12 protein-coding genes, 1 tRNA gene and 1 pseudogene are annotated in these 15,612 nt (G+C 38.9%); 4 read left to right on the top strand and 10 right to left on the bottom strand.

Features of this window, described 5'->3' with window-relative positions; translation table 11 throughout:
- Positions 1 to 317: 317 nt before the first annotated feature.
- Positions 318 to 968 (bottom strand): annotated as a pseudogene (locus tag E0409_RS01200) (IS1595 family transposase).
- Between the two features lie 198 nt (positions 969 to 1,166).
- On the opposite strand from E0409_RS01200, the gene E0409_RS01205 reads away from it, so the two are divergent.
- The gene (locus E0409_RS01205) at positions 1,167 to 1,625 is read left to right on the top strand and encodes a DUF2147 domain-containing protein (RefSeq protein WP_131286778.1); all 459 of its coding nucleotides are present in this window, start codon (positions 1,167 to 1,169) and stop codon (positions 1,623 to 1,625) included.
- A gap of 259 nt (positions 1,626 to 1,884) precedes the next feature.
- Here the strand turns inward: E0409_RS01205 and E0409_RS01210 are convergent.
- The 7 genes from E0409_RS01210 to efp all read right to left on the bottom strand — a co-directional run bounded on the left by E0409_RS01210 (position 1,885) and on the right by efp (position 9,134).
- Positions 1,885 to 1,961: transfer RNA gene (locus E0409_RS01210), tRNA-Val, on the bottom strand.
- A gap of 31 nt (positions 1,962 to 1,992) precedes the next feature.
- Entirely contained in the window at positions 1,993 to 4,005 is a 2,013-nt protein-coding gene (locus tag E0409_RS01215; RefSeq protein ID WP_131286780.1) for a transglutaminase TgpA family protein, read from the bottom strand.
- A 3-nt stretch (positions 4,006 to 4,008) separates the two neighbouring features.
- The gene (locus tag E0409_RS01220; RefSeq protein WP_131286782.1) at positions 4,009 to 4,914 is read right to left on the bottom strand and encodes a DUF58 domain-containing protein; all 906 of its coding nucleotides are present in this window, start codon (positions 4,912 to 4,914) and stop codon (positions 4,009 to 4,011) included.
- A gap of 12 nt (positions 4,915 to 4,926) precedes the next feature.
- Positions 4,927 to 5,832, bottom strand: a complete 906-nt coding sequence (locus tag E0409_RS01225) for an AAA family ATPase (protein WP_252151759.1) — start codon at positions 5,830 to 5,832, stop codon at positions 4,927 to 4,929.
- A gap of 154 nt (positions 5,833 to 5,986) precedes the next feature.
- The gene (locus E0409_RS01230) at positions 5,987 to 6,289 is read right to left on the bottom strand and encodes a YbdD/YjiX family protein (RefSeq protein WP_131286784.1); all 303 of its coding nucleotides are present in this window, start codon (positions 6,287 to 6,289) and stop codon (positions 5,987 to 5,989) included.
- Complete coding sequence (locus tag E0409_RS01235) at positions 6,286 to 8,391, bottom strand: carbon starvation CstA family protein (RefSeq protein ID WP_131286786.1); 2,106 nt, start codon at positions 8,389 to 8,391, stop codon at positions 6,286 to 6,288. Before E0409_RS01235 ends, E0409_RS01230 begins: the two co-directional genes overlap by 4 nt.
- A 173-nt stretch (positions 8,392 to 8,564) precedes the next feature.
- A complete protein-coding gene (efp, locus tag E0409_RS01240) occupies positions 8,565 to 9,134 on the bottom strand; it encodes an elongation factor P (RefSeq protein WP_131286788.1) in 570 nt (189 codons plus the stop codon).
- A gap of 70 nt (positions 9,135 to 9,204) precedes the next feature.
- On the opposite strand from efp, the gene epmB reads away from it, so the two are divergent.
- From epmB to E0409_RS01255, 3 genes are read left to right on the top strand one after another with little or no spacing between them, the layout of a single operon-like run.
- Positions 9,205 to 10,221 (top strand): EF-P beta-lysylation protein EpmB, encoded by a 1,017-nt coding sequence (epmB, locus tag E0409_RS01245; protein ID WP_131286790.1) that lies wholly within the window; start codon positions 9,205 to 9,207, stop codon positions 10,219 to 10,221.
- A gap of 14 nt (positions 10,222 to 10,235) precedes the next feature.
- The gene (locus E0409_RS01250) at positions 10,236 to 11,981 is read left to right on the top strand and encodes a cyclic-di-GMP receptor FimW-related protein (protein ID WP_131286793.1); all 1,746 of its coding nucleotides are present in this window, start codon (positions 10,236 to 10,238) and stop codon (positions 11,979 to 11,981) included.
- Positions 11,963 to 14,080 carry an EAL domain-containing protein gene (locus E0409_RS01255; RefSeq protein ID WP_131286795.1) on the top strand — a complete coding sequence of 706 codons (2,118 nt, stop codon included), beginning with the start codon at positions 11,963 to 11,965 and terminating at the stop codon, positions 14,078 to 14,080. Before E0409_RS01250 ends, E0409_RS01255 begins: the two co-directional genes overlap by 19 nt.
- A gap of 89 nt (positions 14,081 to 14,169) precedes the next feature.
- Here the strand turns inward: E0409_RS01255 and rpmE are convergent, their stop codons facing one another.
- The gene (gene rpmE / locus E0409_RS01260) at positions 14,170 to 14,400 is read right to left on the bottom strand and encodes a 50S ribosomal protein L31 (protein ID WP_067725111.1); all 231 of its coding nucleotides are present in this window, start codon (positions 14,398 to 14,400) and stop codon (positions 14,170 to 14,172) included.
- Positions 14,401 to 14,602: 202 nt separating this feature from the next.
- Positions 14,603 to 15,601: a bile acid:sodium symporter family protein gene (locus tag E0409_RS01265; protein WP_131286797.1), complete on the bottom strand. Its 999-nt coding sequence runs from the start codon at positions 15,599 to 15,601 to the stop codon at positions 14,603 to 14,605.
- Between the last annotated feature and the right edge of the window lie 11 nt (positions 15,602 to 15,612).

Genomic DNA, 15,612 nt, shown 5'->3' on the forward strand with positions numbered 1-15,612 from the left:
TGTATAAAAATGGAAGGAAAATTTTTAGCTTACTGTGATCTACTTAACTATCTATATTCTTGGGATGCTTCTAATTTAGATCAAACCCTTGGTAAATCTTGGTATTGGGCTAACGATGATTGAGTAGCAAAGCAATTTGATGATCAGATAAAAGCCAACTCATTTCTTAATATGAAGCAAGGGCAATTTTCAATGGGTGGATTGATGAGTTAGATCGTCACGTTGTTGTTTAATACCGAGCATCCGATTGCGATGAATATGTTGTCTGTGCAGTAGGTGTATTGGCATTTTTTAACGCGGGGCTGTAGTAGATAAGATTAAATTTCTGTCCAATTTAATAGTATTTTAAGCTGTTGTTTGGGACTGCCATAGAAACCTAAATTCACATTCTTTAATAAACGATGGAAAGGCATTTCGGTCAATACCATTGTATTTTCTAAGCACTCTTTTAGCCTGATTCCAGAAGTTTTCGATGCCATTGATATGATTTTGACCATCAGCAAAATGGCTTGAATGATTGATGCGATGATGGCTAAAGCCAGCGATATCCAAAGCATTATAGCTATGCCAATGATCGGTATAAACTATGCTATCTGGATTGATTCTCTTAGATATTACAGGCATTAGTGTGCTTGATTTGGTATCAGGAACGATAATCGTATAAACTTTACCATTACGTTTAAGCAGTCCAAAGACAATCACTTTGCCAGCTGCACCTCTTCCACGCTTTCCTTTGCGAACCCCACCAAAATAACTCTCATCTAATTCAATATGCCCTTGAAAAACCTCTAAGGCATCTTGGTCAAGATGATACATAATGACTTCGCGAATCTTCTTGTAGAATAGTGCTGCAGAATTGGATTGTATACCAAGAAAATCGGCAGCAGTTCGAGCTGTAACTTCAGCAACAAAAAACTCTAGTAGTTTTCTTTGAGTTTTTTATTTAATTTACATCGAGTTATCTTCATAAACGTAGATTATCATAAAGCTAATCTACTACAGCCCCAAGAAAAGCTCTACATTCTCGTTGATTTCATAAAATAGCTATCAATTTTCTGTTTAAATTTTATGACATTACTTTGATTATTAAATAATAATTACTATAATTCGCAACGTTTTGCACGGTTGTACCTTTATTTTTTTGTTGGGTTATAAATTTCTTGCTTATGAATATTAAATTTTTGGGTGTTATTACATTATTTCTTGGACTTATCAATCCTGTGGCTGCCATGCCATTCGACCCATTGATCGGAACATGGAGAGTTATTGATGATCGTACAGGTTATTACGTTTCTGAAATTGTGATTCGTAAGAACTCTAAAACACAGCAATATAGTGCTGTTGTTACTAAAAGCCGACAAGCACCTGGTGTGGAGAATCCAGATGTATGTGGTAAATGCCCAGGTGTATTAAAGGATCAACCAATTTTTGGTATGGAAGTACTGAAGGGCATGGTAGTAAATGGCAGTAATACTCAATTTAATAAGGGGGTATGGCTTAACACGCAAGATGGCCGCACTTATGATATTGAAGCTCGTTTAAATGATTCTCGAGATCAGATGAAAGTTTTTGGTAAGGTAAAAAATGGCAATACCACCAGTGCTATGACTTGGAAAAAGTTTTAAAAAAGTTGCAGATGAGCGCTTGCCATTGATCATGATCTCAATATAAAAAGCTTCACCACGCTTACGAGGCTTCGGTAATTTCATGACGTAAATTCCAAAAATCTTGACGTAATCTTGACGTAAATTTAACTGCAATATCGGCAAAAAGTAGCGATTATAAAGATAGTGCAGATAACGGCGTACATTATTCAAGACAATAAAAAAGGGTTCTAAGCTACTGTTTTCGCTTAAAACCCTTATAACATAACGTTTGGAATCTTGGTAGGTATATCCAGACTCGAACTGGAGACCTCTACGATGTCAACGTAGCGCTCTAACCAACTGAGCTATACACCTAAGTGCTGTGAATCATATTCATTTTTATTTTTTAAGACAAGTGCTTTCTTTTATTTTTTAAAGCATATGCACAAGTTTTAAGCATTTCTTTAAATTGCTTTAATTTTTGATCATTTTGCGCCATAGAAAATCGTTGCTGCTGATAATGTTCTGCTATTTGGATAAAGATCATGTGTTCATCTTCTTCTATCACATCGGCTAAACGATGCATCCAGGTAAAAAAAGTTTCAGCTGGCTGCTTGCGTAATGGCGCTTCTAGTTGTTTAGAAAACCGTTGAATCACACGCTCATATGCAGAACCCTGCTGTCTATCACGATAGTAAATCCAAGTAAAATAAAGAATCACCACAAACAAAATGCTTGAGAGCAATATCAAGGTACTGGCATAAGCTGTTTTCAGACCTAATTTCGACAACCAGCTTTGCTGTTTTTCGGCATCATATCCCACGACTTTGCTTTGCCACTGAAAACTCGCATAGTCACTCCAGATTCGCATATTTTTCATCATTGAAAATTGACGATATTTCCACTTCTGCTCTTTATTTCCCAAGATACTTCGGTCATTTTTAATATAATTCTGCATTCCTCCATCTATGCGCTGGGGAGCAATGATTGCGGTTGGATCAATCCGTTGCCATTTTCCATTGAGTTGCACTTCTGTCCACGCATGGGCATCCAGTTGACGAACTTCCCAACTTGCTCGATCCAATGCAAGTTGCCCTCCTTGATAACCGACGACAATACGAGCAGGAATCCCCACATAACGCATCAACATGGCAAAACTCGACGCATAATGCTCACAAAAACCCTGTCGAGATTGAAATAAGAATTCATCAATACGATTTCCACCTAATAAACCTGGCGTTAAGGTATATGCAAAATTATTCCTCTTATACCACTGCAAAATATTATGCACGTATCGATCAGGTCGTTGCCCGCTTTTTTGAAACATATCTAAAGCAAATTGACGTGATTTTTTATCGAGTTGCTCTGGAATTTGGGTATTTATTTTTTCCAAAAATTCGGGGTTGGATGCTCCCTGTCCTTGAAGCTGTGCATCACCCAACCAATGCAAAGTAATAGGTTGATTTCGTGTTATGGAACGGATCGGACTAATACCCCAATCCTGCTTTAATTGGTATTGAGGGTCTTTTGGAATGGATTTTTCCAGTCCCATTATCCACATGACGCGCGAATCTGCAGCTAAGTATTGATAATCAAAACCCTGCTTTGTTTTTCTCGAAATCGTATTAGTAAAGACGGGTTGTTGATTCACAAAACTACTGGTCCATGTTCTGCCATCATATTGGTCCAGAACCATTGCCCGCCAATACAGTTCATTACGGGCGGGCAGCTTATTCATATTGCCAATAATGCGAAAAGCCAAACTGCTTGATTGTGATAATTCAGCAATATCACCGGGTGACATGCTGTCACTCATCCCCGTGACACTTTTTTGTTCTGGAATTGGAATATGCCAAAGTGGCGGTAAACGCGGGAAAAAGATAAACAGCAAGATAAAAAAAGGCAAAGCCAAAATCAGAAATTTACCGACATGCTTGGCATCTGTTTTTAATGCCGATGATTGATTTTGTGCCTGTTTAAATTCACTGGTTTGTAAACGATAAAGCCCGATCAGGCAACTAAATAAACATAATACAATGACAATCGCCATCCAGATGGATTGGCTATATAAAAATGAACTCGCCCCGACAAACAAAGCAAAATTAAACAGGATAATCACATCTCGTTTATTCTTGGTTTCTAAAGCCTTGGCAAATAAAAAAGTGGATAGAACAGCAACCCCGGCTTCTATCCCAATAAAACTGTTATAACTAAAATAGATTGTCACTAATGCCAAAATTGTCAGTGCAAATGTCCAAATTTTGGATACTGCTTTTGCCTCATCTTTAAAGCTAAAAAACAAACACAGAAGAATCAAGGCAAAAATTGCACTTAACAGAACAGGATTAAAAAATACTTGCGCAATCAGTAATAATAACAAGGTGATTAAAATCGAGGTTCTAACGTCAGCATGAATCATAATTTAAGCCTGCGCCAAAAGTTTTTTTGCCTGAAGCAACTGCTTTGCCCCCACGCCTATGGTTAATTCAGCCTGAGGTAAAACTACAGCATAGTTACATTGCAGTTGCTCACATTGTTCAATCAACCCCATCATTAAACTCAGTTTTTCTTCATGCTCGGCACTTGGCATATTTGCATAATGGATTTCCACACTAGGTTGATCATTATGCTGCTCAAAGACCTTGATATATAAACCTTGCCCGCGTGCAGCCTGCTTCCAGGATATGGCTTGCAAGCTATCCCCCAATTTGAAATTACGCAGTTCACGAAACTCATCCATATCAGGTTCAAAACTTTGCTGATGCTGTTTATTTTCCGCATTATAAAATGCCGCTTTGGGTGCAACCCATGAATATTCTTTTAAATAAAAATAAGTCCAGGCACGAACCAGTCCAAACGGATATACCGCATAAATCTGCACAGTTGGATAATGAAACTTGCCACGTGTATCGGTAAAAAAAGACAGGGTAATTTTTTGCTTGAGTTCAGCAATCGAGACTTTTTCTAAATGCTGATCGGTTTTAATCCATAAATAACGCAACTGTTTTTGTGGCTGCTGAAAATGGATTTGCAAATCAAGATGATCCCCCACTTGCCCGATCTCGTTCACTGAGATTTCAATACTTAGCTCATGTAATTGTTTAAAGGTTAAATAAAAGCTGATACATAAAATCGCACTGATGAGAAAGCAAAAACCCAAAATCAGGTTATTGGCATAATTGATCCCGGCAATAAACGTAATCAGGATCAATACCACATACAGATAGCCCTGTTGATAGATAAAAATCAGAATGTCTTTTTGCGAGAGCTGTTTGATTTTTTCAAATTGAAAGCGTTTCGCTAACCATTTTTGCCAAGGCTTGCTCAATTTGATCTTCCTTTAGCTAATCTTCACTTGCTGCATCAACTGTAAGGTTTCTGCTTCACTCAATCCAATCCGATGCGAAACCACGGCAACAAACACAGCTTGAACATCATCCGGAGTTACATAGCTGCGCTGCTCAATAAAGGCATGCGCTTGTGCTGCTTTTTTCAAAGCCAATAGACCGCGAGTGGATAAACCATGCCGACTTTTACGGGTCTCGGTAGCCAAATCCAGTAGATAGTCCAACACGACATCGGCAATATGAATCTGGGTTACGCTTTGCTGAATGTCTAAAATTTCTTGCTCGTTAAAAACGTGCTCTAGCATTGCAATTAAGGCATAACGGGAGTTTTGTTGTAATAACAGTTTTTCTGCTGATCGTGAGGGATAGCCGAGTGACAAGCGCATCAGAAACCGATCAAGTTGTGATTCCGGCAAACTATAAGTGCCACTTTGAAACAGCGGGTTCTGCGTCGCAATCACCCAAAAAGGTTGCGGTAATTCATAACGAACTCCATCTACCGTCACCAAGCCTTCTTCCATCGCTTCCAGCAACGCACTCTGGGTTTTGGGGCTACAGCGGTTAATTTCATCTGCTAGTAATATTTGGGTAAAGATTGGACCTTGCTTGAATTCAAACTGATGTTCTTTTTGGTTAAACATATTCACGCCAATCACATCACTGGCGAGCATGTCATTGGTAAACTGAATACGCTGAAACTTCAGCCCTGCAATATGGGATAAGGCACTAGATAAAGTTGTTTTACCGAGTCCTGGCAAATCTTCAAACAACACATGGCCACCAGCTAATAAACTACTTAAAGCCAGTTTGGTCTGATTTTCTTTATCTAAAATGATGCTATTGATTTGATTTAAGAATGCTTGAATTTTGGCAGCATACGATTCAACCCGATCATTCAGTTGTTGTTGCTCATGTGTGAGTTCTTGTTTTTGAACCTTATTTGTACCCCAAATCACAGCTTATTTCCCAATAAAAAACGGTGCATGATTAACATACACCGTTTTTTTATTTTTCCAAACAAATCAAAAGATTTCTGACAAATACCTGCCTAGATTAACAAGGGCATTTTTTCATTCCACCGCCCGCGCTTGGATAACGTACATCCACGCAATGACGGTAAAATGTTTTGGCATCCATTGCGACCAAGTCCGGATGATTCTTTCGCATATGCTCCAGATAAGTCTGATAATCCGGCACACCGACCATCAGGCGAAAGCTTTGCTGTAGACGTTGCCAAATGATCTGAATGGTTTTAATCCCGTTCAACATCAAAAACTTCTTCGGCTGTGCCAACACAGTAAATTTAATGATCTTACCCAAGGCCAGTTTTTGGCGAATTTGATCTTTTAGACTCATTTCGCCTCTCCCGCCACTTCATTTGGACTAATCTCATCACTATAAATAGCTTCTGACTCATGCACACTTGGATTAGGATCTGCCAATGCACGGCGAATCACACCAATGGCAGCAAACACCATCACAATCGCCACAATCATAAAGAAACCGCACAGTACTGCATTAATCTGATTAGAGAATACAATTGTTTGCATTTCAGCGATGTCTTTGGCTGGTTTTAAAATTTCATTACGCGCAATTGCATCAGAGAATCGGTTGGCTTGTGCCAGGAAACCAATTTTTGGATTTTCATGGAAGATTTTTTGCCAACCTGCCGTCATACAGGTAATAAACAAGAAAATGGTTGGAAAAATAGTAATCCAAACATATTTCTCTTTCTTCATTTTGAACAAGATGACAGTACCCAAAATCAGTGCCATTGCAGCCAGCATTTGGTTACCAATACCAAATAAAGGCCACAAGCTATTGATACCGCCAAGTGGGTCAATCACACCTTGATAAACAAAGAAACCCCAACCTGCAACAGCCACGGCGGTTCCCACCAGATTACCAAAGAAATTGTGCGATTGTTTCAACGCAGGAATCACGATACCGACAGTATCCTGAACCATGAAACGGCAAGCACGTGTACCGGCATCTACCGCAGTTAAAATGAATAATGCTTCAAACAGAATTGCGAAGTGATACCAGAACGCCATCATGGAACGGTTGTTAAAAATTTCGGTAATAATGTGTGCCATACCAATCGCAAATGTTGGCGCACCACCAGTACGCGAAAGAATCGAGCTTTCACCGACTTCCTGAGCCAGTAAAGTCAATGCTTCAGGAGTCACCACAAAGCCTAAAGTACGCACCGCTTCAGCAGCACTTTCAACCGTAGTACCTAATACGGCAGCAGGTGCATTAATTGCGAAATAGACGCCTGGCTCAAGAATGGTGGCACAAATCATCGCCATGACAGCAACGAAAGATTCCATCAACATACCACCGTAACCAATTACACGAATATCGACTTCATTTTCAATTAGTTTCGGTGTCGTTCCTGAAGAAACCAGAGCGTGGAAACCTGAAATCGCACCGCAGGCAATGGTAATGAACAAGAATGGGAACATAGAACCTGCAAATACAGGACCTGTACCATCAATGAAATGCGTTACAGCAGGCATTTTCATTTCAGGTAATGCCACCATAATTCCGACTGCAAGACCGGCAATCACGCCAATTTTCAAGAAAGTAGAAAGGTAGTCACGTGGTGCAAGCAGCAACCAAACCGGCAAAACTGAAGCAACAAAACCGTAAGTGATTAAACACCAAGTCAGTTGAGTACCGGAAAGTGTAAAGATCGGTCCCCAATAAGGATCAGCTGCAACATTTCCACCATAAACAATCGCCAGCATCATCAGCACAAAACCAATGATTGAAACCTCGGCAATTTTCCCTGGACGGAGATAACGCATATATACGCCCATGAACAATGCAATTGGAATGGTTGCAGCAATACTGAACACGCCCCATGGACTGTTGGTTAAGGCTTTTACCACCACCAAAGCAAGCACTGCAAGGATAATGATCATGACGCCTAATGCACCCAGCATCACAATCACACCCGCAAAGGAACCCAGCTCCTGCTTCGCCATTTCACCGAGTGAACGACCATCACGACGGGTAGAAATAAACAGCACCAAGAAGTCCTGAACAGCACCCGCGAGAACCACACCCACCAACAACCAGATGGTGCCAGGTAAATAACCCATCTGCGCTGCAAGAATAGGACCGACTAATGGTCCAGCACCTGCAATGGCTGCAAAGTGGTGACCAAACAGGACATACTTATTGGTTGGAACATAATCCAGACCATCGGCTAGGCGATGTGCTGGTGTTAAGCGTCTGGCATTGAGTTCAAAAACTTTATTGGCAATAAATAAACTGTAGAAGCGATAAGCGATGCTATATACACAGATGGCTGCCAGGACAAGCCAGACTGCATTAACATGCTCACCTCTGCTGATTGCAAGTATCCCGAATGACACTGCACCTAAAATCGCGACCAAAAGCCACACTATTTTTGAAGTTATGGTTAACTTCGGTTGAATCGTTTCCATGTAAATCCCTCATATCTAATGCATAAATCAGCGATCATTTTTTATTGTTCGGTATACAGCTGTTTCTTCCTTTGCGACTCTACTCCTCATGACTTACTTTTCATCTAAGACTTTGGCATAAAAAAAGGGATGATTTAAATCATCCCTTTCGATAATAGTCTATTTTTAAACCATTATGCACGTTCTAAATAGTCACCAGTACGGGTATCTACACGAACGCTCTCATCTTGCTGTACGAATAATGGTACACGTACTACAGCACCAGTTTCGAGTTTCGCAGGTTTACCGCCACCACCAGAAGTATCACCACGTACGCCTGGATCAGTTTCAACGATTTTCAACACAACGAAGTTTGGTGCACTTACTGACAATGGAACACCATTGAAAAGCATAATTGTACATTTTTCGTTTGAATCGTCTTTCAACCATTTGGCAGCATCGCCCATCGCAGTTTTGTCAGCTGTGATTTGTTCGAAGCTTACTGGATCCATAAAGTTCCAAAGTTCGCCATCGTTATAAAGGTAATCCATTTCAACTTCAACAATGTCAGCACCTTCCAGTGTTTCATTGGATTTGAATGTTTTTTCTAAAACTTTACCAGTTTTAAGATTACGCAATTTTACGCGGTTGAATGCTTGACCTTTACCAGGTTTCACATATTCATTTTCCATGATTGAACATGGGTTACCATCAAGCATAACCTTTAGGCCTTGCTTAAAGTCATTTGTAGAATAATTGGCCATGAAAGGCTCACTCCAAACTTACTAACTTAAATCTATTAATGCTAGACTAGCATTATTTTTTACATGTGGCATGATAAACTATTTATATCAAGAGCAAAACTGGAAATCTCAACTCAGTGACCTGATTACGGATCCATTAGAGCTTCTAGAGACGCTTCAGCTCTCGCCTGATCAATTATTATCAGGGGCAATCCTGGCTTCTGAACAGTTTAAATTGCGTGTTCCGCGTGCATTCGTCGGAAAAATGAACGTTGCTGATCCTCTGGATCCCCTTCTATTACAAGTTTTACCGCATCATTTAGAACTTGAAGATCATCCCGGGTTTGTGACAGACCCTTTGGGTGAAGAACAAGCCAATCAACAACCCGGTGTACTCCATAAATACAAATCACGCTTTTTACTCACCTTAACCGGTGCTTGTGCAGTGCATTGTCGTTACTGTTTTCGTCGTCATTTTCCTTATCAGGAAAACCTGCCAAAAAACGAAGACTGGCTCAATATTAAAAACTATATCGAAAGCCAACCCGATATTAACGAGGTGATTTTTAGTGGTGGAGACCCGCTTACGCTATCCAATCGAAAATTAAAGCTTTGGATCGATCGCTTGGAATCGCTACCACAAATTAAATTTTTGAGAATTCATTCACGGGTTCCTATCGTAATCCCCAACCGTGTCGATGAAGAGCTGGTTTCTCTATTAAAAAACAGTAGGCTACGAATTATTCTAGTGGTACACTCAAATCACGCGGCTGAGCTTGATGATTTTACTTGCGCTAAACTTTCACTCTTGGTTCAACAACAAATCACCGTGCTCAATCAGGCAGTTTTATTAAATGGGGTCAATAACTCTGCGCAGGTTTTAGTGGATTTAAGTTACCGCTTGTTTGATGCAGGCGTGATGCCATACTATTTACATGTGTTAGATAAAGTAAAAGGTGCGCATCATTTTGACTTAAGTCCTCAGCAAATTAATCTTATATATAAAGATGTTTTAGAGAACCTTCCTGGATATTTGGTTCCTAAACTCGTTAGGGAAATAGCGGGTGAAAAAAATAAAACACCGCTTTTTGGGGTTTCAACTTTTTGAGTTAAATAATAACGATGCTTATGAGTACTTCAGATATCTTCCAAACGCCAACAGAATTAAAGTTGGAACAACTGAGCTTTTGTCCATCTAATGCAAAAGGGCTACAAGAATGGGTATCTAATTTATCCATTCTGCAACTCGGAAATTCTTCAAAAGAACTTTTCAATGCGTTACTGGAAATATCAGAACTTAAATGCCCAGAAATGCTGCGTTTTGATTTAATTCAAATCTTGCACCCAACGATTGATAATGTATTGATCAGCCTGGAAAAACATTTTTTCAATCAAGGTTTGATCACAAACGATCGTAGTGATCAAATTATTGAATTGGCTATGCTTTTGCGTAGCCATTTCGCCAAAATTTATATTGATATTTCAAAACGTTGTAACACCCAATTAAGTCTGCAAAAGTTTTCTATCTTTGCCTTTAATCAAAAGAAAAGTTTACAGACTGCCCGAATTGTTGCGACTTATTACGCATTACAGCAACTGGCATTACTACTGTACCAACAACATTTGTTGTATAGTACACCGTTATTTGGTCAATGGCTGGTCGCACATCAATTGCTCGAATGTGCGATTAATAATAATTTTTATCAAACCAATATCAATCAAATTTTAGATACGCAGCATCAATTACAAACGATTGCGCACGCTTATTCACAGCTTATTTTATTGGATATTTTCAATACGCATCAAATTCGCCCATCAGAAATGCAAGGCTTATATTTATGTAGTTTTGACTGGGCAAAACTGGTTCACATTTTACCGAAAGAAACCACGCTTTCTCGCTATATTGTAGATACCAATAAAGATCATCCACCGGTTTTCAACACCAATCAAGCGAGTCTTTACAAGCCGACCATTTATATTTCAACACAACATTTATTGGATCATCTGTCTGAGACCCAAACTAAAAAGGCGGGTTATTTATCACGTAATGAAAAGCTATTCCTGACGCCGGCATTACACTTTCATATCCATAACCTACTTACAACTAATATTGAACGTCGCCATGAGCGCTACGAATATTCAGCGCAATTGCAGATCTGTTTTAGCCTTTCTGTGGCGCACTTTTACCTCTCTAAAGGTAAAAACTTTCAAGAGACTTTGGATTTAGAAAATAATTATCAGTTCCAAAATGAAAGTAGCTTTATCAACTCCATGAATTCCAATATTCCTGCTGAAACCAATACAGCTAAAGTTCTGGATCGTGAAGCAAAACAAATCTATCCAGCTGATGTGCTGGATATCAGTGTCAATGGTTACCGAATTAAGTGGACCGGTACTACACCTTCAAATTTAAAAACCGGAGAATTTATTTTAATTCAGGAAAATACCAACAGCCCTTGGCGTGGCGGTGTGGTTCGCTGGATTAAACAGTCGACAGAAAAAAGTCTGGAACTTGGGCTTGAAGTATTAGCTCAAGACTTATTCCCCTGCTCAGTCATGGTGAAAACTGAGCGTAATAGCAGTAACTACCAACCTGCTCTTATCGTTCAAACCTCTCAACTCGATAATGTTTCGACCAGTTTAATTGTATCGGGCTCACACATATTTAGAGAAAAACAAACCATTCATTTGCGATTAGGAAAAGAAGAACTAAAAATTTACCTGACCAAAGCACAGCTTATTACTCAAAGTTTTATTCGTTTTGAATTTGAATTACTGAATGATCAGCAAGAAATCCTGATCACAAACTTCATCAACAAACAAATGAATGAAATCAAGAATCACGATTTATGGGAAGCATTGAAGTGAGAAATCCATTATTGTCTAAAAAGTTAAAACGTACCGAAACACGTTTACTCATTATCGATGATAATCAAATACGTTTTAACCAAATTCGTGATCTTTTAACGTCGAGTGAACATATTGTACAGGCAACATTGCTGGATGATTTACAAACTTTTGAAAAACAATTACATCAAAATTGGGATCTGGTCATTTTTGGCCGTGCCTATGACTTAAAATACGAACAAGCCTTAAGTTTAATCCAATTATCAAAACAACCGAACTTGCCGGTTATCCTTCTAAAACCAGAGGATTATCAGGCAGAGCAATATGCGGGTTATATTCATAAAGGCATTTACGACATTTTAAATCTGGATTATCCAGATCGTTTTTATCTTGGCTTACTTCGTGCACTTTCATTCAGTCGTTTAATGCTTACTCAACAACATTTAATGGAGGAATTAGAGTCTGCACAGACCCATGCACAATCTTTAGTACATGATAGCAACAAGGCGGTTGCGCTTATTCAAGAAGGCATTCATATTCAGGCCAATCCTGAGTATTTACAACTCTTTGGGATTAAAAATGAGGAAGACATTGTCGGTCTTCCTTTGCTTGATCTGTTACAACCGAAAGATTTGAACGACTTCAAGTTACGCTTTAAAAAAATTACTCAAGGTCAGTTTGATTTAGGTCGATTAGAAATCGCCACGTTAAATGATCATGTTTCTATTCCGAATCCGCTTAAAATCGAATTTTTACCTGCTACGGATGAAGATGCATTACAAATTACCATCGATATCGAAACTTCAGAAGCGAGCAATGTAGCATCTGGAACAGCTGATAAAAATGTGCAGAAACCAAATACCTATCAGTTAATTAACCGAACTATTACTAAACAGCCTTCTGATATTAATGCACTTGTACTCTTCTCTTTAGCCTCTTGTCCTGAAGCTATTTTTGAAGGTAATTGGGTCACTTCAAAAAACTATTTCAGTCAAATAAAAGAGTTTTTAAAAGAACAAACCCATGCTCCATTATTTAAAGTGTCACCAGGTATTTTAGCCGGTTTATTCCAGGCAGAATCTAAAGCAAAATTAGAATCCAAGCTTATTGGTTTAAGCTCATTAACCAAGCCACAATTATTGACAGTCAATCAATCTAGTTACCCGCTTAATTTAAAAATTGGTTATGTGATATTAGATAGTGAAATTCGTGATGAAAGTCATTTTGAAAAATTTATTAATTCTGCTTACAACACCACTTTACCACAAAATGAGTCGACTCCAGAGCTTAAGTTAGAAACGCATTTAGATATTCCAACTATGGAAATTCAGCGTACAGAAACGAAGCCATTAATTTCTTCACCTGAATCTTCATTAATTAAAGCTTTAGAAAAAAGCTTAGAGCGTGGAGAAATTCATCTTAAATATCAACAACTCTATGACAAACAAGATAGTAACTTATACACTTATGAAGTGACCAGTGGTTTCATTTTTGAAAACGCCTGGAAAGACTTATCAGGTTTAAGAGAGCTAAAAGAAGATCCGGAATTATCGATTAAACTAGATCGCTGGATATTAGTTGAATCATGCAAGCAATTGCATAATTTTATTACCCAATATCCTGAAGCAAAATTGATTGTAAATTTGAATAAAGAAGTGTTATTTCACGATCGAACTTTCCCTGAATTTATTTCCAAACTGATTACGATTGTACGCAGTAAATTAAGCCATCCGCTGATTTTACAATTTTCAGAAGAAGATCTAACTCAGAATCTTTCAGATGCGCAAAAATATATAGCGCAGCTACACCAGTTTGGTGCCAAAATAGCATTACGAGACTTTGGTAATACTATTTATAGTGAATCTGCTTTACGTCAACTGGATATCAACTGCTTAACATTACACCGCACACTGACTGAAATGTTAAATACAGAGCAATCTACTGAGGAATTACAGGAAAAAATCAAAACTTTCCAAGAAATTAAACCTGTTGAAATCATGCTGCGTGAATTAAATGATATGACGCTTTTCGCCAATGCCTGGAATGTTGATGCACGCTTTATTCAAGGGGATTATTTCCAGAAAAAACTGGATCACCTGATTGATGTACAAGACCAATAAGTCTTGTGCACATTTTCTTGCTGCGAAATACATAAATTTCAGGAATAAAAAAAACGGGCATATTGCCCGTTTTTTTTAATTTGACGGTATTAGTCAGGACGTTTGATAGAACGTGACATACCAGCAAAACGTTGTTTGAACTTGTCAATACGACCACCTTGGTCAACATTCTTCTGTTTACCAGTATAGAATGGATGGCAAGCTGAACATACGTCAAGGTAAAGAGTTTCTTTACCAATCGCTGAACGAGTTTCGATTACGTTACCACATGAACAAGTAGCAACTAATGTTTCATATTTTGGGTGAATATCGGCGCGCATCGTCGATTACTCCTAAGTTAAGAAAGGCTTATGCTGTCATCGCAATTGATCACTCTCATGGTTCATGAGGAAAAAAGCTTCTTCAAAAAAAGCGAGACCAACACCATAACAGACCATTCTTTTGGCCCACCGAGACGGATACCGCCAGAGCTAAGCACAACAAGTGGGCGTAATTATACGGCAAAAAATATCAGATAGCGAATTATTCTTTTAACTCATCTACAGCTTTAAATTCATCCAAATTGTGCTTCGACCAATAATTGGCAATTACCCCACAGACCATCAACTGAATCTGATGAAAGATCATAATCGGTAAAACAATCATCCCTAAAGGCTGTCCGATAAATAAGATTTGTGCCATCGGGATACCACTGGCTAAAGTTTTTTTAGAACTGCAAAAAAACATTGCAATTTGATCTTCCCGATTAAACCCCATCCATTTTGGAATATATAAAGCCAACAGCATGATAATAGTTAAAAACACTGAACAAGCCAGAGTCAAAATCAATAGTGTTTCCCAACTCACTACGTCCCACAATCCAGCAACGACTGCCCCGCTAAAAGCACCATAGACCACCATCAAAATAGTGCCCTGATCGAATGCTTTGACGATCTCCGGTAATTTCAACATATACGGATAAACATAAGGACGTAATATTTGCCCCAATATAAAGGGTACCAGCAACAATAATGTAATTTGAAGAATCGAAGATGTTGGGTCAAAGCCATGTTGTGACTGACCTAAAATAAAGAAACTGACCAATACTGGGGTAATAAACATCCCGATAATATTGGAAAATGAAGCACTACATACTGCACTGGCCACATTGCCTTTGGCAACCGACGTAAAAGCAATTGAAGACTGCACGGTTGATGGCAAGAAGCACATGAACAAAAAGCCCCAGTACAACTCCTGCCCCAAAACAGGCAATAAAAGCGGCTTCGCCAACAGCCCTAATAGTGGAAAGAGTGCAAATGTAAAAGCAAATACCACCACATGGAATTTCCAGTGCATGATGCCTTGAACGACCGCTTCTCTGGACAGTTTTGCCCCATGCAAAAAGAATAAAATCGCAATTGCGCCAGAAGTAATCACCCCAAAGATATTTGCAGCAAGACCTGATACTGGAACTATTGTTGCCAAGATCACCATGACAATCAGCAAAATGGTAAAGCGGTCCAATGCCAATAATTTTAACATTGCTACTTCCT

Source organism: Acinetobacter sp. ANC 4862 (assembly GCF_004336635.1).
Lineage (GTDB): Bacteria > Pseudomonadota > Gammaproteobacteria > Pseudomonadales > Moraxellaceae > Acinetobacter.

Coding starts and splice junctions, on each gene's coding strand:
- E0409_RS01205 (WP_131286778.1), top strand. CDS start 1,167: ATGAATATTAAATTTTTGGGTGTTATTACATTATTTCTTGGACTTATC.
- E0409_RS01215 (WP_131286780.1), bottom strand. CDS start 4,005: ATGATTCATGCTGACGTTAGAACCTCGATTTTAATCACCTTGTTATTA.
- E0409_RS01230 (WP_131286784.1), bottom strand. CDS start 6,289: ATGAGTCTAAAAGATCAAATTCGCCAAAAACTGGCCTTGGGTAAGATC.
- E0409_RS01235 (WP_131286786.1), bottom strand. CDS start 8,391: ATGGAAACGATTCAACCGAAGTTAACCATAACTTCAAAAATAGTGTGG.
- efp (WP_131286788.1), bottom strand. CDS start 9,134: ATGGCCAATTATTCTACAAATGACTTTAAGCAAGGCCTAAAGGTTATG.
- epmB (WP_131286790.1), top strand. CDS start 9,205: ATGATAAACTATTTATATCAAGAGCAAAACTGGAAATCTCAACTCAGT.
- E0409_RS01250 (WP_131286793.1), top strand. CDS start 10,236: ATGCTTATGAGTACTTCAGATATCTTCCAAACGCCAACAGAATTAAAG.
- E0409_RS01255 (WP_131286795.1), top strand. CDS start 11,963: ATGGGAAGCATTGAAGTGAGAAATCCATTATTGTCTAAAAAGTTAAAA.
- rpmE (WP_067725111.1), bottom strand. CDS start 14,400: ATGCGCGCCGATATTCACCCAAAATATGAAACATTAGTTGCTACTTGT.
- E0409_RS01265 (WP_131286797.1), bottom strand. CDS start 15,601: ATGTTAAAATTATTGGCATTGGACCGCTTTACCATTTTGCTGATTGTC.